This window comes from Neptuniibacter sp. CAU 1671 (assembly GCF_029222905.1).
GTDB lineage: Bacteria > Pseudomonadota > Gammaproteobacteria > Pseudomonadales > Balneatricaceae > Neptuniibacter.
The window spans coordinates 588,263-609,358 of the sequence record NZ_JARHUE010000001.1 but is presented as its reverse complement, the minus strand read 5'-3'; the positions used below and the strand labels follow the sequence as shown (position 1 = coordinate 609,358).

Here is a 21,096-nt window from a genome sequence, read left to right as displayed (position 1 = left end):
ATCTGTTCTCCTCAAAGCCGAATTAACGGGTTACCGCGTTTTTATCCCAGGACACTTTGCGCTGCAGCAGCAACATGCAGCGGTCCAGCAGGAACCCGATCAGACCGATGACCAGCACCGCGACCATGATACGGCTCAGGGACTGGGAGCTGCCGTTCTGGAACTCATCCCAGACAAATTTGCCCAAGCCAGGGTTCTGCGCCAGCATCTCAGCGGCAATCAAAACCATCCATGCGATACCCAGTGACAAACGCAGACCGGTAAACATCATTGGGATGGAAGAGGGCAGTACAATTTTGATGATGTGTGTCATCCAGCTCAGGCGCAGTACCTGAGAGACGTTCTGCAGATCTTTACTGATGCTGGATACACCCACCGCAGTATTCAGCAGTGTTGGCCACAGGCTGCACAGGGATACCGTAATCAGTGAAGTGATGAAGGACTTGGCAAACATTGGATCATCACTTACGTAGACCGCACTCACCACCATGGTGACCAGCGGCAGCCATGCCAGTGGAGAGATTGGTTTAAACAACTGAATCAAAGGATTCAGCGCAGAGTAAAGCTGCTGATTCAGGCCGATCATGATGCCACCGGGAATGGCAATCAGCGAAGCCAGAATAAAGCCGCTCATCACAGTGATCAGACTGGTGCCAATCTGATCAAAGAAAGTTGGCGCACCGGTATAGGGGCGGATTTTCACTTCGGCATCAGGGTTCTTGGCCAGTTTTTTGGCGTTGCGTTCTTCCTGACGGTCGTAAAATTCCTGTTCGCGCGTACGTTCAGCGCGGTGTTCATTAATCAGGTTTACTGACTGTTCGTAGACTGCTTTGGGTCCAGGAAAAACACCCAGTGAGGTGTTGATGCTTTTTGCACCAACTTCCCAGATAAACAGAAATACCAGCAGACCAACCAGAGGTAAAAGCACGGCTTTGCTCAGCTTGGCCAGGCTAGCGCGGGGGTTTTCAAACAGGGCGCCCAAGCCCAAAGTAGCGATCATTTGACTCATAACAGGATACTCCCTCGGTGATCTGGGCCCCTCCGCAGCGCGGAGGGGCTTTAGTGGCAGTCAGATCAGATTTTCTCGTCACCTTTCAGACCAATTTTGAACTTGGTCAGGTATTCGTTCGGCTTGCTGCCGTCATAGGTGATGTTGTCGATGAAGTGCGTCTGTGGTTCACGGAAGCCGTCTTCGGTTGTGAAGTCCGGGAACATATCAGCACTCATTTTGCCTTCTGCGATCAGTTCTTTAGCAGCCAGCGCGTAGAGGTCTGGACGGTATACCTTTTTAGCGATGTCCATGTACCAGCTGTCTGGTTTGGCATCAGCAATCTGACCCCAGCGACGCATCTGCGTCAGGTACCAGATAGCGTCTGAGTAGTACGGATAGGTTGCGTTGTAACGGAAGAATACGTTGAAGTCCGGTACATCACGCTTGTCGCCTTTTTCGTACTCGAAGGTGCCGGTCATGGAGTTAGCGATAACGTCGTAGTCTGCGCCTACGTAGTTAGGCTGAGACAGGATTTTCACAGCTTCAGGACGGTTGGCGTTGTTGTTGTCATCCAGCCATTTCGCCGCACGGATCATCGCTTTGATCACACGCAGGTTGGTGTTTGGATACTTGTCAGCCCACTCTTTGGATACACCGAATACTTTCTCTGGGTTGTCTTTCCAGATCTCGTAGTCAGTGATGACCGGTACGCCGATGCCTTTGAATACAGCCTGCTGGTTCCATGGCTCGCCTACGCAGTAGCCATAGATAGTGCCAGCTTCCAGTGTTGCGGGCATCTGTGGTGGTGGGGTGACAGACAGCAATGCGTCTGCCTGGATGTTGCCGGAGGTGTCGCCTTTATGTGGGGCATAGAAACCCGGGTGGATACCGCCAGCAGCCAACCAATAACGCAGTTCATAGTTATGGGTTGAGACTGGGAATACCATGCCCATTTTGAAGGGTTTGCCCTCTTTTTTGTATTTCTCTACTACTGGCTTCAGGTAGTCAGCTTTGATCGGGTGAACCGGTTTGCCATCTGCCTGTTTTGGAATATTGGGTTTCATCTGTTCCCAAATTTCGTTGGAAACAGTGATGCCGTTACCGTTAAGGTCCATGCTGAACGCGGTGATGATATGTGCCTGAGTACCAAAACCGATGGTGGCGCCCAGCGGCTGACCGGCAAGCATGTGTGCACCGTCCAGCTGACCGTCGATTACACGGTCCAGAAGAACTTTCCAGTTGGCCTGAGCTTCAAGGGTGACGTACAGTCCTTCATCCTCGAAATAGCCTTTCTCATAGGCGATTGCCAATGGGGCCATATCGGTCAGTTTGATAAAACCGAATTTCAGGTCCTCTTTCTCGGGCGCGCCAATCTCTGCCCAGGCCGCGCCTGTGGACAGGCTGGCTGCGAGAACCGCAGTGCCGATAAGCTTGCTAAGCAACGCCTTTTTATTCTTGAGCATGGAAGTTTCCTCCAGTTCATAAAAAATAAAAAGGCGCCAACAGCGTTGCGAAAATAATCACAACCTGTAAGGCGCCTTTGCCATATCTGTTCGGGGGCTTTCGGGAAGCCGGATAGATCCTACAAGTTAACCAGCGTTGGTGAACTCTTGTTAGATGAAATGCATAGGGTGTGCCATTTTTATAAAATAATTTAAAAACAATTACTTATATTATTTTTTAGTGATCAGAGATTGGCTTTGATGTTTTTTTGCGCTGCAGCATGGTGCAGGATGGTTTTTAATGGTGCATTCCTGAAACATCTTTAGAGTGCAGGGTTCTATGTCGGTGCATCCTGTTTGTGCACGCGGTTTCAGCCACAAAAAAGCCGGTCATAGAAGACCGGCTTGTTGAGGATCGGATAGGTGTTTACTGCCAGGCCGTGAACAGGTCCCGGCGATAGACCTGATCAACCAGGCTGCAGGTTTCAGCATCTACTTCATTCAGTTGTCCGCAGGCCAGCATCTGTTGCAGCAGGAACCGGCCATATTCCGGATCAGGGCGGTTGACGTTCTCACCGTACATGCGCTGATGCATCGGGAAGGGTGAATGGAATCCTGTCAGTTGGCGTGCAGATTGATCAAGGTAGGGTGGCAGGGCCAGCATTTGCATCAGCTCTTCCCGGTTTTCAGGTGCCTCTGCCCAGTGGCAGCCCTCCATCAATGCGCTGACCAGTGCACGGTGGGTGTTGGGGTATTTTTCAGCCCATTCCTGGGTAACGCCCAGCACTTTCTCCATATGGGATCCCCAGATCTGGAAGCCGGTTGTCAGGATGCCGCCAATATTGCGCAGCAAAGCCAGGCTGTTCCAGGGTTCTCCGACACAGAAACCATCAATCAGACCGTCGGCCAGGCTACCCACCATCTGCACAGGCGGTACGGCGACCAGGTTTATGTCCTGATCAACGTCAATCTGATATTGCTTCAGCCAGTAGAGCAACTGGTAGTGATGGTTGGAGTAGGGGTAAACCGTAGCCAGTACCGGCCGTTTATCTGTCTGTTTGACCCAGTCATGAAATGCTTTACCGACGGCGTCTGTATCACTCCAGTCGTTGATCTGTTCTGACAGTTCCAGATAAGGCTTGCGCGCCAGGGTAATGGCGGTGCCATTCTGACTCAGGGTCAGAGCTGTCAGCATATTGGTCTGGTTACCGTTCATGCCCAGCGTTGAAGCCAGAGGCATGGGCGCCAGCATGTGCGCGCCATCATACAGACCGAAGCTTACCTTATCGCGGATGGAGGCCCAGGACGCTTCTTTACATAGAATGACATTCAAACCGTGATCGTTGAAAAAACCTTTCTCCCTTGCAACCACCAGGGGAGCACAGTCGAGCAAGGCAACAAAACCAAGCTTGAGATCTGTTTTTTCCGGTGTCAGTTGTTCTGACATAGGGAATCCTCTTTATTCTTACCGACTTGCGCCGCTGGCGAGTTCAAGTACATCAATTACATTGCGCGCAACATCAATCAATTTCTGACCCCGATCCATGGCCAGTTTTCTCAGGGTGCTGTATGCCTGCTCCTCGTCGCAGCCCTGGTGTTTCATCAGCATGCCCTTGGCTTTCTCAATGATCTTGCGATCAGCCAGTTGGGTTTTGGCCTTATCCAGTTCCTGACGGAGCGAGTTATACGCGTCGAACTGGGCAATGGCGGTATCCATAATGGTCTTCACCCGATCAGGCTGAAGGCCGTCTGCCACATAGGCACTGACGCCGGCATTAATGGCGGCAGCCATGGCAGCCCGATCATTCTGCTGTTCGGCAAAAAAGATGATCGGTCGCGGATTCTGTCGACTCATGGTTGCCATGCTTTCCAAGGTATCTCGGTTAGGCGAATCCATGTCTATAATGACGATGTCGGGCTCTGTCTGCTCGACATGTCTGTTCAGTTCATTGGGTTGGGTCAGGTGACATACGACATTGTGACCCAGAGCATTCAGCGCATCCTCGAGCGCTTTAACGCGGTCCGGTTCATCATCTATCAGCAAGACCTTGAGTTGTGTTTCTTTGGTCATCTATCCATTTCCCGAATTGGATGCCCAATAATGCAGCAAGAACCATTCCAATTTAGTGGCATATTTATTGCGTTCCGTTTGCACCCTAGATAAGCCTGAAAATGACAACGAGGTTATAGAGCGGGCGCCATAGTGGCATCGCAAATGTGGATGTATGTGTTTATAAAGTGTAGTGAATAAAAGGCAATCGTTGCGCCTTTTAGGTGGAGAAATCAATGCAAAAACAAACTACCTGTCCTTACTGCGGCGTGGGCTGCGGAGTAGATGCCGAGGTTAACAATAACCAGGTGACAGGAGTGAAAGGAGACGCCGGGCATCCTGCAAATTTTGGTCGTCTCTGTGTCAAAGGCTCTGCGTTGGATAAAGTTCTGGGTACGGATGGCCGTCTGCTTTCCCCCCTGATTGATGGGCAGGCCGCCTCCTGGGAAGATGCGCTAAATAAGGTCGCAAGTGGATTTTTAGGCACCATTAAAGAGCACGGGCCGGATTCGGTTGCTTTTTATCTTTCCGGCCAGTTGTTGACTGAAGACTATTATGTGGCCAATAAACTGCTCAAAGGATTTGTGGGCACCTCAAATGTGGACACCAACTCACGGCTTTGTATGTCGTCTGCTGTTGCGGGCTATAAGCGTGCATTTGGCACCGATACGGTGCCCTGCTGCTACGAAGATTTAGAGCTGGCCAACCTACTGGTGCTGGTAGGCTCCAATGCAGCGTGGAACCATCCGATTCTGTTCCAGCGGATGAAGGCCGCGAAGCAAAAAAATCCGGACATGAAAGTCGTGGTGGTTGATCCGCGTGAGACGGCTACCTGTGATCTGGCTGATCTTCATCTGCCGATTAAACCGGGCTCGGATACGTCACTGTTTTCTGCGTTGCTGGCCCATCTTGCACGCAGTGGTGCTATAGATCAGTGCTGGATTGAGCAGTGTACTGAGGGGTTTGAAGATGCAGTTGCCGCTTCTCAGGCCGAATTCCCGGATTTGAGTTCGGCTGCAAAAGCCTGCGATATCGACCTGTCGCGGCTGACTCAGTTTTTTGAGTGGTTTACCGCTGAAGCAAAGACGGTGACCTTCTATTCGCAGGGGGTTAACCAGTCATCCAGCGGGACCGACAACTCCAATGCCATCATTAACTGCCATCTGGCGACTGCACGTATCGGTAAGCCCGGTGCCGGTCCGTTCTCTATCACAGGGCAGCCCAATGCCATGGGTGGACGTGAAGTAGGTGGGCTGGCTAACCAGCTGGCCGCACACATGGATTACAGCTCGGAAGAGATGATTAACCGGGTAGGGCGCTTCTGGAATGCACCTAACATGGCACGCAGTGACGGCCTGAAAGCGGTTGATCTGTTTGAAGCGGTGGAAGCTGGCAAAGTCAAAGCGATCTGGATCATGGGCACGAACCCGGTGGTCAGCCTGCCAAATGCCGATCAGGTGAAACGTGCGCTGGAGGCTTGTCCTCTGGTGGTGGTATCTGAATGTATTGCCAATACCGATACCCTGAAAGTGGCCAACGTCTGCCTGCCTGCGACCGGCTGGAGCGAGAAAAACGGTACCGTCACCAATTCAGAACGTCGGATCTCCCGTCAGCGCAGCCTGCTGCCGCCAAGCGGTGAAGCCCGTCATGATTGGTGGATTGTGTCTGAAGTGGCTAAACGTATGGGTTATGGCGAGGCATTCGCTTATGAGCATCCGGCGCAGATTTTTGCCGAACATGCCGCGCTCTCCGGCTTTGAAAACAACGGCAGCCGTGATTTTGATATCAGTCTGCTGCAGAACATTGATGAAAAAGCCTACGATAATCTCGCACCGGTCCAGTGGCCGGTCAACGATGCCGCACCTTACGGCACGGCACGTATGTTTGCCGATGGTAAGTTCTTTACGCCGTCGGGCCGGGCGCGGTTTATCCCGATCATTACCCGTGCGCCGGTGCAGCAGCCCACCGCTGAACAGCCTTTAATTATGAATACGGGCCGTATCCGCGATCAGTGGCACACCATGGCGATTACCGGTCGTGCACCGCTGTTGTTCCAGCATCGCGCTGAGCCCTTTGTCGAGCTGCACCCTGAGGATGCAAAAACCTACGGCATTACTGAAGGTGCTTTGGTTAAAGTCACCAATACGCTGGGTGAGTTTATTGGGCGGGCACGTGTACCTGAAGCCGGGCAGCGCAAAGGGGAGATCTTTGTACCGATGCACTGGAACGGTCTGTTCAGCGCTCAGGCCCGCATGGGGACGCTGGTTGCACCGGTGACAGACCCCGTGTCCGGTCAGCCGGAAGCGAAACATGCCGCGGTTAAGATTGAAGCTCTGCAGCCAGTCTGGGAAGGCTGGCTGATGGTCCGGGAACCGCTTGATAAATCTCTGCCGGTGACTTACTGGTCACGGGTGCCAAAAGACAATGCGACCCTCTATTATCTGGCTGACGATACCGCACTGACAGATGGTCTGGCCTGGTGCCGGGAGCATTTTGGTACTGCGGATATCTGGCTGGAAGATAAAGGCATGGGCAGCTTCCGTGCCGCCGGTTTGAACGGTGAGCAACTGGAGTGGGCCTTTTTTGTCATGCCCTATGGTCAGATCCCATCCACGATGTGGCTGGAGGATATGTTTGCTGAAACTGATCTGGCGATGGATCAGCGCCGCTACCTGTTAAGCGTGACGGGCTGTGAGCTTGAAGATCCGGGTCAGATTATCTGCAGCTGCTATCAGGTGGGCAGCAATGCCATTGAGGATGCCATCAGCATGGGCTGCCGTTCAGTCGAAGCACTGGGTGAAAAGCTGAAATGCGGTACCAACTGTGGTTCCTGTATCCCGGAACTGGCAGCGCTGCTGCAGAAACACTGACAGCTGCACTGAGCAGGTTAAAAAGGGATGCGAAGGCATCCCTTTTTATTGAACCAGCATCAGTCTTATAGAAGCTTTGAATATCGAACGCTGATTTAAAAAAACAGTGATTGCTATCAAAAGTTTCAATCACAAAAGGCTGCCGGAACCGGGCAGGCTGTTCTATCCTAATATCAGTATCCGAGTGTGAGGGGCTGAAATGTCAGAACAGATTGGCCGAAGCATCTATTGGTTGTGCGGCATGTTATGTCTGCTGGTGGGTATCATCGGCATTGTTGTTCCGCTGCTGCCAACCACGCCGTTTATCCTGCTGGCTGCGTTTTGTTTTTCCCGCAGTTCAGAGCGTCTGCATCAATACCTTTTAAACCATCGTCTATTTGGCAAACTGATCCGTGACTGGGAAGCTTACGGAGTGATTCCTTTAAGGGCGAAATGTCTGGCCAGCAGCATGATGATTGTGATGGTCAGTTACCCTCTGGTATTCAGAGAGTTTCACTTAGGTTTAAAAATGGCTGTGGTGGCAACCGTAGTAGCATCAATGTGTTATATCTGGTCCCGACCATCAGAACCGCATGCTGTGCTCTGTCCCAGCCGCCTTGAACCGCAAAAAAAATGACGTTTTTTCCAATCTTTCTATGCGTTTAATTTGAAATTTTCTCATAAAACTTAGATGAAAATTTTCAGAAAAACATAAAGCATTTCCTCAAGTTACCGTATTTACTAGGTTCTGGGGTGGGTTCAAACAAACGTTTAATTCATGCCAACAATATGAACTAGTTTTTAGTAAAAACTGACTTTTATATCTCCTTGCACTCGCTAAATTGAGCTTCATGGCAGATCAGCAACCCGGACATCCGGTTCTTTGCTGATCCTAATTACGTGGGTGAGCGCTATGGCGGACAAGGAGAAAAAAACGACGCGACCTCTTAAGGTCCTGATGCTGGATACCACCGGTGGTTATTACAACTGGGGTACCAATGTAAGTTCAGTTGCCGAGGATTGGGAACTGACGCGTTTGGATAACGGAGATGCGCTGCTTGAGTTGCTGAAACAGGGTCACTGTGATGCTGTTTTGCTAAGTTGCTCGCTCAGAGCGGCCGCTGACATCAGTTTGATGCAGAAGGTTGCCTATATTCAGCCAAAAGCCATACGTATCTTTATAGGTGGCCAGTACTGGAATCAGGAACAGCGCGCCAAAGCCAGCGATATCTCACACCGGATCTTTCCGGAACAGGTCAAGATGCCTGAGCTTGCCAGTAGACTTAACTACCTGTGCAAGATCACCCGACTGCTGAACCGTTCGTCTCTGCACGAGTATATCGGCAACCTGAACTGCCTGCCGACGCCTCCCGGTGTGTATCGCGAACTTACCGAAGCGATCCACTCGGAAGTAGCTGACGCAATGGCCATCAGTAAGATCATTGAGCGTGACCCTGGTGTTGCGGCTCAGGTGATGCGTCAGGTTAATTCTGCGTACTTTGGCTTTCAGCGCGAGATTACCAATCTGCGTGAGGCGGTCACGTTGTTGGGTCTGCGTAACCTGAGAGGACTGGCGCTGAGCAGCCATCTCAACTCTCAGTTTAAACAGTCGGCAGACTGGAAAGATTTTTCGTTCGAGCGCATGCATGAACGCTCGCTGCTGGTGGCGCGTCTGGCGCAGGCGATAAGCCGCAAAGCAGGCGCGAGTAAAACCACGCAGGATCACGCATTTCTGGGTGGATTGCTGCACGATCTGGGCGTTCTGATTCTGGCGTCCCATGATCCTGAACAGTATCGCAAGGTGCTGCGCTACTCCGCGAAAAAACAGAAACCACTCTACCTAGTGGAAAAAGCGGTCTACAGCTTCTTCCATGGTGAAGTGGGTGCTGCCCTGCTGGCGATGTGGCGCTTGCCTGAATCGGTCGTCGAGTCGGTGATGCTGCACCATGTACCCCACCTATCGGCAGACACAGGCTTTACCGCTCTGACGGCCGTGCATGTGGCGGATGCGCTGTTGCCATCCATTGATGCCATTGGTCAGTGCAATATGGCCAGTGAGCTCTGTACACGTTATCTGGAACAAATTGGTGTTGCATCTGAAGTGCCGCAATGGCGGATGCTGGCCAACGAGTACCGCCTGAAAATGGTGGCAAATGCTTAATTGATGACAGCCTGCATTGTGGGCTACTTTTATGCCGGGCACCATTGAGGGCTTTCCAGCAAGGATGCTGGTGTGGTGCCCGGCACCTTTTTTTAACTCCCTTCTTCTCAGACTAATCCCTTTATAATTGACCTCTCTCGCCTCATTCGTTTGCTGAATAAGATACCAAGCTGTTTCTGTAAACCAACAATGAAACAAATCGGGTACAAGCCGGTCATATTTTTCGCTGCGCATATGCCAGCTTCAAGCATCATTCCGGCTGCCAGCGATCAGCCACATCACTACTGACGTGCACTTGAACGAAGGAGGAACAAGCCGCATGAAACAGTTTGTAGGATCTCTCTTAACCATGCTGATACTGGCGTGCTCACCCCTGAGTCATGCCGTCCTGCCAAGCGTTGATCCCCAGGGTGAACCGTTGCCATCACTGGCACCCATGCTGGAGAAGGTGAATCCTGCTGTGGTGAATATTGCCACCTATTCAACCCTGCAATATCGCTACAATCCGTTACTGAATGATCCGTTTTTCAGACGTTTTTTTGCGATACCTGATCAGGTTCAGCCACAGATGCCGCAAAAGCGTCAGCAGAGTGCCGGCTCCGGGGTTATTGTGGATGCCGGTTCAGGTGTGGTCATCACCAACTATCACGTGATTAAAGGGGCTGATGAAGTCCATGTGTCGTTGGTAGATGGCCGTCAGTTCAGAGCTGATGTGCTTGGCCATGATGTGGAACTGGATATTGCCGTCCTGAAAATTGCTGCGGACAATCTGACTGAAGTGAAGCTGGCAAATTCCTCACATATCCGGGTGGGAGATTTTGTAGTGGCCATTGGTAACCCGTTTGGTCTGGGTCAGACCGTTACCACGGGTGTGGTCAGTGCGCTGGGTCGCAGTGGCCTGGGTATTGAAGGTTTCGAGGATTTCATTCAGACCGATGCATCAATCAACCCGGGTAACTCAGGCGGTGCACTGGTAAACCTGCGCGGTGAGCTGGTGGGTATCAATACGGCGATTCTGGCACCGTCTGGCGGTAATATCGGCATCGGTTTTGCGATTCCCATCAATATGGCCAAAGCCAGCATGGAGCAGATACTCCAGTATGGTGAGGTGAAACGGGGCCAGATTGGCATCGCTGTGCAGGAACTGAATCCGGAATTACGCGAGGCGCTTGAATTGCCCAACGGTCAGCAGGGTGTCCTGATCACTGGTGTTGCAGCGGACTCTTCTGCACAGAAAGCGGGTTTGAATCCCGGGGATGTGATCACGCATCTGAATGGAACCCCGGTACTTAACAGTGCTCAGTTGCGCAGTCGTATTGGCACCCGAGCCATAGGTCAGACCCTTGAGCTGCGTTATCTGCGGCAGGGCCAGCAGTTGACCAGTAAAGTTGAGATAGAACCCTACCGGACAGCCGCATCAGGTCAGCCGTTGCATCCACTGCTGGCCGGGGTCGAACTGGCCGATGATCCCGAAGGGGGAGTGAGGGTCGTTACCTTGCAGCCTAATTCAACCGCCGCCTACAGCGGGTTACGGCCCGGTGATCTGATAGTGGGTGCCAATAAACGTCGGACGCCCAATCTGGAGCTGTTAAGTGCGGCACTTGATCGGGAACCACGTTCGTTGCTCCTGCAGGTCAGCCGCAATGGGACGTTGTTTTATGTCGTGGTTCGCTAGAGGCCTGATCTAGCCGAGTGAGAGGGGCTAGCCCTGTTGTGACTGGCCTTCTTTCACCTTCAGGCGGTCTTTAAAGGTATTAAAGCCAATGGGCCGATCAGATAAGGCAACAGGCAATGAGCGCTGTCATTATCAGAGATATCGGTATGTCAGCAGAATCTACGAGGCCATTTCAGTCGTCGGCCCTTAGTCCCATTACGGCAAATCAGGCCAGCGTAAAACCCATGCTACTCAGGGAACTCAGCTCCCGTGTCTGAGCCGGGGGCATGGGAAACTCAGGGAGTGGGGGGGAGGCTAGCAAACGCTTTTTTTTCCTGAGCAAAGTCAATAAAAGTCCATATTGTGGGGCATGGCGCCCCAGTCCTTAAGCATCCGGGTCTATTCTGATCAATGAGAGTTTCTCCTCTTAAAACTCCCTTACATCTAATAATTTTAACCCTAACATGTGGCCTGGCCCTGGGAGCAAATCATGAAACCTATTTTGATCGGTCTGATGAGTGCCGTACTTTTGACTGCAGCCGTACCGGGAATCGCGCATCAGAATCAGGCGTCAGATGATCAGCATAGAATGCAGAATTCACGCATGATGCAGATGCGGGAACAGATGGATAAAACAGAAAAAATCATGGAGGAGATCCATGGCAATAAACAACCCGCCAAGCGGCAGGAGATGATGATGCAGCACATGCATCATATGCGCATGGGCATGGATATGATGGACATGCACGGTGATGAAAAAGCGGGATATGCAAAACAAGACCAGCCTTGTCCATACATGGATGACCGCATGGAGATGATGGAAGAGCAGATGGATATGATGCATAAAATGATGCGTCAGATGATGGAACATCAATCCGTTCAGGATATGCCCATGCATAAATAGTGGTTTGTATGATGCAGGCGGGTGTTCTAAATGACGCTCGCCTCCTGCTCTGAACTGGGAAAAAACGTCATTGGAACCATGAGTTGAATAGGGAACAAGGGTAATTTTTGATAGTCTCTATCTCTGATTTTCTTGAGATGATCCTTCTGCCTGATAACTGGGCCCGCGCAAGACCTCCATCTCTGAATTCACTTTGCTCTTTTAACAGGATTTTTTATGTCGCTTGTAAAAGTACAGGTTGTTGTTTTGGCTGGCCTTCTGGCCAGTCTGTCTTCTGTGGTGATTGCTCACAGTGGTGCCACCGGCATTGTGAAGGAACGTATGGAAGCAATGAAAGAGATGAAACAGGCGATAAAAACAGTGTCTGACATGTTTAAAGGCAAGATCCCTTATGATGCCAACGGGGTGAAGGCTGCCGCCAAAGTAATCGATTCCCATGCCGGGAAAAAGATAACCCAACTCTTCCCCGAGGGCAGTTTGCATCACCCATCTGAAGCCAAAGCGGAGATCTGGCAGGAATGGACACGTTTTTCACATCTGTCAGAGCGACTCAGCGTTATCAGTCAGGGACTTGCACTGGCGGCTGAAAATACAGGCGCAGTGCAGGCTGCGGACCCTATGATGGCTGATGCGATGATGGGCAGCAGCGATATGATGGGTGTAAATAGCGCAGAGACTCAGGTCGATCTGACTGCAGAGGAATATGGTGCCATGCCTGCGGAACAGGTGTTTAAAGCCCTGACGGATAATTGTTCAGCCTGTCATACGCGATTCCGGGTGGAACAAGACAAGTGAAACGCTCTCTGCGCGCTGTAACACTTGGCCTGAGCGCCTTTGCAGTTGGCTGGTATATCGTGACTCCGGCTGCTGAACCAGCAGCCTCGCTGGCGCATCTGACTGGCGATGTTGCGCGCGGTGCCTACCTTGCCCGCGCCGGTGGTTGTATCGCCTGTCATACCGATATTGTCGGGGGTGGTGCGCCTCTGGCGGGTGGGCCGGCGCTTGCAACACCCTTCGGTACTTTCTACGGACCCAACCTTACGACTGATAAAACCTATGGTATCGGCAACTGGTCGGTGGACGATTTTGCAACAGCACTGCGACTGGGACAGCGCCCTGATGGCGACCATTATTATCCGGCTTTCCCCTACACATTCTATACAGGTCTGACGGATCAGGATGTTGCTGACCTCTGGGCGGCGTTTCGCACCGTCAGACCCGCTGCCGTTGCATCAACTCCACATGATCTGAAGTTTCCCTTCAACCTGCGGGAAGGGCTGTTGTTATGGCAGGGGTTGTTCTTCGAAGCTGCTCCGTTTACGCCTGTTCCGGATCAGGGGGCAGAATTTAATCGGGGTGCTTATCTGACAGAAAGTGTGGCGCACTGTGGTGCCTGTCACAGCCCCCGCAGTTTATTGGGCGCACTGGATCCGGATGCACCTTTCAGTGGTTCAGTTTCCTGGACTGAAGAAGACAGCAGGGTGCCGTCAATCACCGCGGAAGCACTCAAGGAAAAAGGCTGGACCCTTGAAGACCTTTCATATGCGCTTAAAACCGGCATCAAACATGACGGTGATGTGTTTGGTGGCGGCATGGGCGAGGTTGTTCGGGACGGGACGTCTTTTATGCGGCCGGATGACTTAAGGGCCATCGCCTACTATCTGCTGAATCGAGATATAAAAAAGCCCTCAGAGTGAGGGCTTTTTATCAAGAGAAAGGGTTACACCCTTAGTTCTCAGTGTACGCATCCATCGGCACACAGGCACAGAACAGGTTGCGGTCGCCATAGACGTTATCGATCCTGTTCACGGTTGGCCAGACTTTGCTGGTCAACAGACGTGCAACCGGGAAAGCACCCTGTTCGCGGCTGTATGGACGGTCCCACTGAGGGTCGATCAGATCTGCCACAGTGTGTGGCGCATGTTTCAGCGGGTTGTTTTCGGCATCGATCTGGCCGGATTCCACCTGACGAATCTCGTTGCGAATCACCTGCATCGCTTCGATAAAGCGATCCAGCTCCGCTTTGGATTCGGACTCAGTTGGTTCGATCATCAGGGTGCCAGGCACCGGGAAAGACATGGTGGGTGCATGGAAACCAAAGTCCATCAGACGCTTGGCCACATCTTCTTCAGTGATGCCTGAAATCTCTTTCAGCGGGCGCAGGTCGATAATACATTCATGTGCAACCCGGTCATTACGGCCGGTGTAGAGCACAGGGTAATCCTTGGCCAGTTCGTGTGCCAGATAGTTGGCATTCAGAATGGCATTTTCGGTTGCCGCACGCAGGCCTTTTGCACCCATCAGGGCGATATAGACCCAGGAGATCGGCAGAATAGAGGCACTGCCCCAAGGCGCGGCAGAGACAGCACCGTTAGCCGGGTTTGGACCTTCAATTGTCACCACCGGGTGGTTGGCGACAAACGGCGCCAGATGCGCTTTGACACCAATCGGGCCCATGCCGGGACCGCCGCCACCGTGCGGGATACAGAAGGTCTTGTGCAGGTTCATGTGTGATACGTCGGCACCGATATCGGCCGGTTTACTGACCGCTACCTGAGCATTCAGGTTGGCACCGTCCATATACACCTGTCCACCGTTGGCGTGGATGATGTCACAGATCTCACGAATACCTTCTTCAAATACACCGTGGGTAGACGGGTAGGTGATCATCAGGCAGGAGAGCTGGGCACTGTATTGCTCGGCCTTGCTACGCAGATCGTTGATATCCACGTTGCCTTTATCGTCACACTTCACCACCACTACTTTCATGTCTGCCAGTGCGGCTGAAGCCGGGTTGGTACCGTGGGCAGAAGCTGGAATCAGGCAGATGGTACGTTCGGTATCACCGTTGGCCAGGTGGTAGTTACGAATCGCCAGCAGGCCAGCGTATTCACCCTGCGCACCGGAGTTTGGCTGGATGCAGATATCATCAAAGCCGGTGATCGCTTTCAGTTGTTCAGTAAGGCCGTTCAGCAGTAGCTGGTAACCCTTCGCCTGATCCAGCGGCGCAAACGGATGCAGCTGGCCAAACTCAGGCCAGGTTACCGGGATCATCTCAGCGGTTGCATTCAGCTTCATGGTGCAGGAACCCAGCGCGATCATGCTGTGTGCCAGCGAAATATCCTTGTTTTCCAGCTGCTTCAGGTAACGCAGCATCTCGGTTTCACTGTGATAGCTGTTGAATACCGGGTGCTGCAGAATTGCAGATTCACGTTTCAGTGCTGCAGGAATTGCGGTGTCATCGCTATTACTCAGTTCCGCATCCAGGCTTTCAACAGACAGGCCGTGGCCTTCGCCCAGAATGCAGTCCCACAGCTTCGTGATTACGCTGCGGTCAGTGCATTCATCCAGCGTGATGCCCAGACGGTGAGCAGTTATAGGACGCAGGTTGATGCCTGCATTCAGTGCGTTCTGGTAAGCGTTGTCGGCATCAGACAGTTCAATTGTCAGGGTGTCAAACCAGGTGCCATTGACCAGGGAAACACCTTTCTGCTGCAGACCTTTCGCCAGAATACTGGTCAGGCGGTGGATGCGGGAGGCAATAGTTTTCAGGCCGTCAGGGCCGTGATACACCGCGTAGAAAGAGGCCATATTCGCCAGCAGCACCTGCGCGGTACAGATGTTCGAGGTCGCTTTCTCACGACGGATATGCTGTTCGCGGGTCTGCATCGCCATACGCAGTGCTTTATTGCCACGCGCATCAATGGATACACCAATAATGCGGCCCGGTACCGAACGTTTGTAGTCATCACGGGTGGCAAAGAATGCTGCATGCGGGCCACCGTAGCCCATCGGCACACCAAAACGCTGGGCGGAACCGAACACTACATCAGCCCCCAGTTCGCCCGGTGATTTCAGCAGTACCAGGCTCATGATGTCTGCCGCTGCACAGAACAGGGCTTTTTTGTCGTGGACCTTTTCGATCAGGGCAGAGTAGTCGGTGACATGACCGTAGGTGCCCGGATACTGCACTACCACACCGAAGGCGTCGTATTCATCGATCAGGCTGCTGACATCGCCGACCACAACGTCATAACCAAGTGGTTCAGCACGGGTCTGAATCACGCTGATATTCTGTGGGTGCAGATTTTCGTCCACCAGGAAAACGTTGGCTTTTTTCGCCTTGGACATGCGCTTACACAGTGTCATCGCTTCTGCGGCGGCGGTGGCCTCATCCAGCAGTGAAGCGTTCGCCAGATCCAGACCGGTCAGGTCCAGCACCATCTGCTGGAAGTTCAGAATCGCTTCCAGACGGCCCTGAGACACTTCCGGCTGATACGGGGTATAGGCGGTATACCAACCCGGATTTTCCAGCACATTGCGCAGGATAACATTCGGCACGATGGTGTCGGTGTAACCCATGCCGATCATGGAACGGTTGATGGTGTTCTTACGGGCGATGGTTTTGAGTTCGGTTAATACATCCTGCTCAGTGCGGCTGTCGCTCAGCGCCAGCTCATCCTTCAGCAGAATGCTGCCCGGTACGGTCTGTTCAATCAGGGTATCCAGGGAATCAACGCCCAGCGCGGCCAGCATGGCTTGCTGCTCATCCGGAGAGGGTCCGATATGGCGTGAGATAAAGTCATCTTTCTGCTCTAGAGCAGACAGTGGCAATGAGGCGTTTGATTGAGTCATGAGCAAACCCGTGGCAAAAAATTAAGCCCTGCCAGACAGGATCTGCTGGACCATTTTTGGCAGGGGCAAGAAAGGCGCTAATCATACCTTTTTTTCATGGATTTAGGGAGTCAGGAAAACGGGCTTTCATTGGTTATATGACTGCGGCAAGTTGTCGCGCGACGCTGTGTCACATCCCTTATTCGAGCCTGCGTTTGTAAAATCCACCGCCATCTGAGTGAGGAGGGTGTTGGATGAAGGCGGCAGGGGCTATCTGTAGTGTATGGGGAATCTTGGGTCATTCGGTGGTCATGGCGGCCGAGTCTCCATTGTTGATTGAGATTACTGAAGGTGTGATGCCAGAGGTAGGTGAATACTCATTCATACCTGAAAGCCTTGCACCTTCACCGGTGGCGGATGGCGCTGAACTGCTGCTACAGGTGAATGGAATTTCCGGCAGCCGCATGGGTGGCAGAGCCATTGATCCGATTATTCGGGGTCAGAAAGAAACCCAGCTGAATATCCTGCTTGATGGCAGCTATCTGCACGGTGCCTGTCCCAATCGAATGGACCCGCCAACCGCCTATACCGCTGCTGATACCTACGACAAAGTGACAGTGATCAAAGGCAATCGCACGGTTGTGTATGGCGCCGGTGGCTCGGGTGGCACGGTGCTGTTTGAGCGTGACTGGCCGATTTTCTCAGCGCGGGGGTCTCTGGCTGAGCTGTCCGGTGGCTGGCGTGAAAATAACCGGCAATGGGATCTGACGGCTGATCTGGCGGCGGGTTCGGATAGGGGTTATCTGCGTTTTATCACTCACGCCGGTGAAGCGCAGGATTATGAAGATGGCCATGGCGAGTCTGTTGCCGCTGGCTGGCAAAGTGCCTCCAATACCCTGATGGCGGGTATTAAGCTGGGTGACAATACCCGACTGCAAATCAGCCATGAACGTGTGGATGAAGAGGATATCGATTTTCCGGGCGCCCAGATGGACAGTCCCTATGCGGATGCCAAAAACAGTCGTGTTCGTCTGGAACATGATTTTCACTCGGCTGTGTTAAAAACCGCGAGATTTGATCTCTATCGCTCAGATGTCGTTCACCTGATGGAAAATACCCTGATGAGCAGCCCCTCTACCTCGGATACCACAGGGGGTCGGCTGCTAGTGACGGCTGATCTGTGGCAGACGGCGTGGCAATTTGGTGTTGATCTGCAAAAGAATGAGCGCGATGCATTGGCTTATATGTTGATGAGCGGGATGCCTGCGTTTAGCCAGTGGCCGGGGGTGGTGATTGAGCAGCAGGGTATTTTTCTTGAAGGAGACCGCGCACTGGATACCCAGAATAGAGTGCAGGCGGGTCTGCGTTATGACCATGTGAGGGCAGATGCTGACAAGGTTGACCGCAGCTATGGCATGGGAATGGGAGCGGCAACCCCGGCCTCTCTCTATAACAGTGCTTATGGTGAGACCAACACACATAGCGCAGAAGACAATCTGGGCGGTTTCTTAACCTGGCAGCATCGTTTTGCTTCGGATTATCAGCTGGACACAACCCTGTCACGCAGTGTGCGCACGGCGGACGCTACCGAACGTTATATGGCCAGACACACGATGAGCGGGGACTGGATCGGTAACCCGCAGCTGGAACCGGAGAAACACCACCAACTGGAACTGGTCTTGTCCCGCGGCGGGCCGAATAGCCACTGGCAGCTGAGTGGCTGGTATAACCGGGTGGATGATTACATCCTGAGATACCGTTCTGCGAACAACGAGTACTACCGTAATATTGCTGCTGAACTCTATGGCGCAGAGGCTGAGCTAAACTGGGTGTTCCGTCAGGGTTGGCAGCTTGATACGCAGTTGGCCTGGTTACGTGGCAATAACCGTGACAACGGTCAGGCGTTGTCGCGTATCGCGCCGCTGTCCTGGACAACGCAACTGAGCTTTCGACAGGGAGACTGGCGTTATCAGGGCGAATGGCAACTGGTCGCCGCGCAAAAAGAGGTCTGTCTCAGCTCGGATCCGGTCTGTGGTGGGCAGGATGTGAGGCAAACACCGGGCTATGGTGTGGTGAATCTGCATGCGGAATACAGTCTGACTCAGGATAGCCAGCTGAGTCTGGGCATGGATAATCTCTTTGATAAGGCCTACAGCCTGCATGAAAGTAAGGACTCGGTGCTGGAGTCTGATCCGATACAGGTGATGGAACCCGGCCGCAGCCTGTGGATGAATTTCAGGCTGACGTTTTGAGCTGACTCAGAAGCTGTAAGAGATACTCAGCGAGCCAAAGGAATGGCCTTCATCCTGCTTTTTGAATTCCCGGCTGCGGTGAATGCGGGCAAAGGAGACTTTCCAGCCATGATACAGGGCGGCGATACCAATCGCGGTTTCGCCCACCAGAGGTTCTTTGTCGATGGAGTGGCTGTCCCGGAAGGTATTTCCATCCAAAAAGATATCATGTAAAACCCAGCGGCCATCGGTGGAGATAAACGCGTGCAGACCCAGGTTTTCATTGCGGCTGCCGCGTTGATAACGTTCATCACCGCGACCAGGCGCGCTGTTATCACCGCCGCTGCGCAGGGCTGAAGTGCCGAAGTCCTCTGGCAGGTTCCAGCCAATGCGAAACTCGGCACCGCCATTGAGATAGGTCGCCACATTGCCGAGACTGGCACCGGCGTGGGCGATGGCGTCATACTCCAGCCAGGGCAGCAGGTATCCTTTGCTGAAGCGGTTTTTGTGTTCGTAAACCAGTTGAATGCCCAGCTCATTCTTCAGCTGGTTGTCCCAGCCGTTGAATTTTTCAAACCCACGCAGTTGGTGAATCGTGTCCTGCGCCTGTTCACCCAGCGCCCAAGGCCCGACAATACCCAGATTCAGTTCAGCGGTGTTCATTTTGCGGGCGGTGCGGCTATGGTATGCGATGGCGCCGTATAACCAGCCGGCATAGGGGCGGTCGTTCGGGTCCACCGTGTAGCGGTCGATGTCCTGCGGGGTGTAGATCTGCTGACCCAGACTGACCACCAGATTGCGCTGCACTTTTCGCTGATCGCTGACCGGCTCGGGGTCAAACAACGGCAGGTAACGGTTAACGCCTCTTAGCCAGGTCGGGATACGGGGGTCGTGCAGGTAATCCTCAACGTTGGGCGATACCCACGAGATACGCACTCCATTGGTGTAGTTCTGATCGGTTTCTGTGAACAAATCATTTTCGAAATACAGGTTTACCGTCCAGGGTGCATCCTGAGCCATGGTCTTTAGCGACAGGCCCGATAGCAGGAGGGCACATAGCAGTGTTAAGCCCAGGCGACTGGTCATACAAAATATCCTTCGCGGCGTGGTTGCAACAGCAGGATTCTCAAATTGATCAGCATTAAAAGTGTGAATGCGATGAGGGCCTGCACATTAACAGACAGGTTTATCCCTTCCGGCCGTGGCATTGGACACAGGGTTGCAAGGTCAAACCAGCTTTGTATCCGTTCAAACAGCGAGCCCTTGAGACTCAGCTGTTCCAGCGACATCTGGCAGGTGAGGCGCTGGGCGTCGGTTAATTCTGGTTGAGTTGTCTGCAGCCAACCATGATAGCCCAGCGTAAACAGGCCGGCGCTGATCAGGGCAAAACCCATAAAGGCATAAAAACGCTGACCGGCACTGGCCGGATTATGCAGCAGTGCCAGCAAATAGATCAGGCTCAGGCAGAGCAGCAGCGCCCGGGTTAAGGAGCAAAACAGGCAGCTGTTGCCGGAAAGCATCGGTTCCAGAATGGCTATGGCGTAAACCAGGCCGCCCCCGCTGAGTAATAAACCCAGCAGGTTGAGCCATCGGTAGGCGGGTGATCCGTTACGGGGCATATTCAATCCTTGATCTGTGCCACATTATTTTTTCAGCCAGCGACCATCCGGTTGCTGAATATATTCACCGGCAGGGGTGCGTTGTTGCAGCCGTTGTCCCATGCGTACTTCGAATACCTGCAGTTCAACCCCGGCACTTTTTGCACCATCAATATAGGCAGCTTTACGTTTACTGTTAATGTCACTGACCAGTGCTTTAGCGTCGGCTGAGCCTGACTGCACAACACCCAGATAGCCGTTGCTCTGCTCGCCAACCAGACCGGCGGCTTTTGCTTCATCCAGCGAGAGTGCCCAGGCTGGCATACTCAAACAACTGATGATCAGCAGAAATGACGCCAGAAACGGTTTAATCAGTCGGTTCATCAGGTGCCTCCCTTAAAACAGGTCGCTGTTTTTATTCAAGAGCGTGTCGATCTCACGGTCGACCTTGACCAGGATCTCATGCTCTATTTTGACATTCAGGTTGATCGTGATCGGCTCGCTCGGTACCGCGACTTCAACCCGGGGTGAGCAACCGGCCAGGCTCAACAGGAGCGTGCCACCGGCGATCATGGTTATGCATGCTGTGCGTTTCATGCGTT

The 21,096-nt window shown here is 52.8% G+C and carries 17 protein-coding genes; 8 read left to right on the top strand and 9 right to left on the bottom strand.

Translation table 11 applies throughout. The annotated features are described in order from the left end of the window. Nucleotides 1-22 precede the first annotated feature (22 nt). From P2G53_RS02900 to P2G53_RS02885, 4 genes are all read right to left on the bottom strand, one after another. Nucleotides 23-1,009, bottom strand: a complete 987-nt coding sequence (locus tag P2G53_RS02900) for an ABC transporter permease (protein WP_275813444.1) — start codon at nucleotides 1,007-1,009, stop codon at nucleotides 23-25. A 65-nt stretch (nucleotides 1,010-1,074) separates the two neighbouring features. Then, the gene (locus P2G53_RS02895) at nucleotides 1,075-2,454 is read right to left on the bottom strand and encodes a CmpA/NrtA family ABC transporter substrate-binding protein (RefSeq protein WP_275813441.1); all 1,380 of its coding nucleotides are present in this window, start codon (nucleotides 2,452-2,454) and stop codon (nucleotides 1,075-1,077) included. A gap of 406 nt (nucleotides 2,455-2,860) precedes the next feature. Beyond that, nucleotides 2,861-3,880: a CmpA/NrtA family ABC transporter substrate-binding protein gene (locus P2G53_RS02890; protein ID WP_275813438.1), complete on the bottom strand. Its 1,020-nt coding sequence runs from the start codon at nucleotides 3,878-3,880 to the stop codon at nucleotides 2,861-2,863. 18 nt (nucleotides 3,881-3,898) lie between these two features. Next, the gene (locus P2G53_RS02885) at nucleotides 3,899-4,504 is read right to left on the bottom strand and encodes an ANTAR domain-containing protein (protein ID WP_275813436.1); all 606 of its coding nucleotides are present in this window, start codon (nucleotides 4,502-4,504) and stop codon (nucleotides 3,899-3,901) included. A 215-nt stretch (nucleotides 4,505-4,719) separates the two neighbouring features. Here P2G53_RS02885 and P2G53_RS02880 point away from each other — a divergent pair, with 215 nt between their 5' ends. From P2G53_RS02880 to P2G53_RS02850, 7 genes are all read left to right on the top strand, one after another. Then, nucleotides 4,720-7,353, top strand: coding sequence for a nitrate reductase (locus P2G53_RS02880; RefSeq protein WP_275813433.1), 2,634 nt, complete (start codon nucleotides 4,720-4,722; stop codon nucleotides 7,351-7,353). Between the two features lie 199 nt (nucleotides 7,354-7,552). Beyond that, nucleotides 7,553-7,969: a YbaN family protein gene (locus tag P2G53_RS02875; protein WP_275813430.1), complete on the top strand. Its 417-nt coding sequence runs from the start codon at nucleotides 7,553-7,555 to the stop codon at nucleotides 7,967-7,969. Between the two features lie 276 nt (nucleotides 7,970-8,245). Continuing rightward, a complete protein-coding gene (locus P2G53_RS02870) occupies nucleotides 8,246-9,493 on the top strand; it encodes an HDOD domain-containing protein (RefSeq protein WP_275813428.1) in 1,248 nt (415 codons plus the stop codon). Between the two features lie 319 nt (nucleotides 9,494-9,812). Further along, on the top strand, nucleotides 9,813-11,168 hold the full coding sequence (locus tag P2G53_RS02865; RefSeq protein ID WP_275813425.1) for a DegQ family serine endoprotease: 1,356 nt from the start codon (nucleotides 9,813-9,815) through the stop codon (nucleotides 11,166-11,168). 469 nt (nucleotides 11,169-11,637) lie between these two features. Continuing rightward, a complete protein-coding gene (locus P2G53_RS02860) occupies nucleotides 11,638-12,051 on the top strand; it encodes a hypothetical protein (RefSeq protein WP_275813423.1) in 414 nt (137 codons plus the stop codon). 216 nt (nucleotides 12,052-12,267) lie between these two features. After that, nucleotides 12,268-12,846 carry a cytochrome c gene (locus P2G53_RS02855; RefSeq protein ID WP_275813420.1) on the top strand — a complete coding sequence of 193 codons (579 nt, stop codon included), beginning with the start codon at nucleotides 12,268-12,270 and terminating at the stop codon, nucleotides 12,844-12,846. Continuing rightward, complete coding sequence (locus P2G53_RS02850; protein WP_275813417.1) at nucleotides 12,843-13,748, top strand: cytochrome c; 906 nt, start codon at nucleotides 12,843-12,845, stop codon at nucleotides 13,746-13,748. The genes P2G53_RS02855 and P2G53_RS02850 overlap by 4 nt, the downstream gene beginning before the upstream one ends. 31 nt (nucleotides 13,749-13,779) lie before the next feature. On the opposite strand, the gene gcvP is transcribed toward P2G53_RS02850, so the two are convergent. After that, nucleotides 13,780-16,686: an aminomethyl-transferring glycine dehydrogenase gene (gene gcvP / locus P2G53_RS02845; protein WP_275813414.1), complete on the bottom strand. Its 2,907-nt coding sequence runs from the start codon at nucleotides 16,684-16,686 to the stop codon at nucleotides 13,780-13,782. 233 nt (nucleotides 16,687-16,919) lie between these two features. On the opposite strand from gcvP, the gene P2G53_RS02840 reads away from it, so the two are divergent. Continuing rightward, nucleotides 16,920-18,917 carry a TonB-dependent copper receptor gene (locus P2G53_RS02840; protein ID WP_275813411.1) on the top strand — a complete coding sequence of 666 codons (1,998 nt, stop codon included), beginning with the start codon at nucleotides 16,920-16,922 and terminating at the stop codon, nucleotides 18,915-18,917. A 6-nt stretch (nucleotides 18,918-18,923) separates the two neighbouring features. Here P2G53_RS02840 and P2G53_RS02835 read toward each other — a convergent pair whose 3' ends face one another. From P2G53_RS02835 to P2G53_RS02820, 4 genes are read right to left on the bottom strand one after another with little or no spacing between them, the layout of a single operon-like run. Further along, nucleotides 18,924-19,982, bottom strand: coding sequence for a lipid A deacylase LpxR family protein (locus tag P2G53_RS02835; protein ID WP_275813408.1), 1,059 nt, complete (start codon nucleotides 19,980-19,982; stop codon nucleotides 18,924-18,926). Further along, complete coding sequence (locus P2G53_RS02830; RefSeq protein WP_275813405.1) at nucleotides 19,979-20,515, bottom strand: disulfide bond formation protein B; 537 nt, start codon at nucleotides 20,513-20,515, stop codon at nucleotides 19,979-19,981. The genes P2G53_RS02835 and P2G53_RS02830 overlap by 4 nt, the downstream gene beginning before the upstream one ends. A 24-nt stretch (nucleotides 20,516-20,539) precedes the next feature. Beyond that, the gene (locus tag P2G53_RS02825; RefSeq protein ID WP_275813403.1) at nucleotides 20,540-20,878 is read right to left on the bottom strand and encodes a YdbL family protein; all 339 of its coding nucleotides are present in this window, start codon (nucleotides 20,876-20,878) and stop codon (nucleotides 20,540-20,542) included. A 12-nt stretch (nucleotides 20,879-20,890) separates the two neighbouring features. After that, complete coding sequence (locus tag P2G53_RS02820; protein WP_275813400.1) at nucleotides 20,891-21,091, bottom strand: YnbE family lipoprotein; 201 nt, start codon at nucleotides 21,089-21,091, stop codon at nucleotides 20,891-20,893. Between the last annotated feature and the right edge of the window lie 5 nt (nucleotides 21,092-21,096).

Bases quoted from the DNA above. Each gene is read 5' to 3' on its own strand.
- P2G53_RS02820 (WP_275813400.1), bottom strand. From the start codon at position 21,091: ATGAAACGCACAGCATGCATAACCATGATCGCCGGTGGCACGCTCCTG.
- P2G53_RS02890 (WP_275813438.1), bottom strand. From the start codon at position 3,880: ATGTCAGAACAACTGACACCGGAAAAAACAGATCTCAAGCTTGGTTTT.
- P2G53_RS02875 (WP_275813430.1), top strand. From the start codon at position 7,553: ATGTCAGAACAGATTGGCCGAAGCATCTATTGGTTGTGCGGCATGTTA.
- P2G53_RS02865 (WP_275813425.1), top strand. From the start codon at position 9,813: ATGAAACAGTTTGTAGGATCTCTCTTAACCATGCTGATACTGGCGTGC.
- P2G53_RS02885 (WP_275813436.1), bottom strand. From the start codon at position 4,504: ATGACCAAAGAAACACAACTCAAGGTCTTGCTGATAGATGATGAACCG.
- P2G53_RS02895 (WP_275813441.1), bottom strand. From the start codon at position 2,454: ATGCTCAAGAATAAAAAGGCGTTGCTTAGCAAGCTTATCGGCACTGCG.
- P2G53_RS02855 (WP_275813420.1), top strand. From the start codon at position 12,268: ATGTCGCTTGTAAAAGTACAGGTTGTTGTTTTGGCTGGCCTTCTGGCC.
- P2G53_RS02880 (WP_275813433.1), top strand. From the start codon at position 4,720: ATGCAAAAACAAACTACCTGTCCTTACTGCGGCGTGGGCTGCGGAGTA.
- P2G53_RS02825 (WP_275813403.1), bottom strand. From the start codon at position 20,878: ATGAACCGACTGATTAAACCGTTTCTGGCGTCATTTCTGCTGATCATC.
- gcvP (WP_275813414.1), bottom strand. From the start codon at position 16,686: ATGACTCAATCAAACGCCTCATTGCCACTGTCTGCTCTAGAGCAGAAA.
- P2G53_RS02840 (WP_275813411.1), top strand. From the start codon at position 16,920: ATGAAGGCGGCAGGGGCTATCTGTAGTGTATGGGGAATCTTGGGTCAT.
- P2G53_RS02835 (WP_275813408.1), bottom strand. From the start codon at position 19,982: ATGACCAGTCGCCTGGGCTTAACACTGCTATGTGCCCTCCTGCTATCG.
- P2G53_RS02860 (WP_275813423.1), top strand. From the start codon at position 11,638: ATGAAACCTATTTTGATCGGTCTGATGAGTGCCGTACTTTTGACTGCA.
- P2G53_RS02870 (WP_275813428.1), top strand. From the start codon at position 8,246: ATGGCGGACAAGGAGAAAAAAACGACGCGACCTCTTAAGGTCCTGATG.
- P2G53_RS02830 (WP_275813405.1), bottom strand. From the start codon at position 20,515: ATGCCCCGTAACGGATCACCCGCCTACCGATGGCTCAACCTGCTGGGT.
- P2G53_RS02900 (WP_275813444.1), bottom strand. From the start codon at position 1,009: ATGAGTCAAATGATCGCTACTTTGGGCTTGGGCGCCCTGTTTGAAAAC.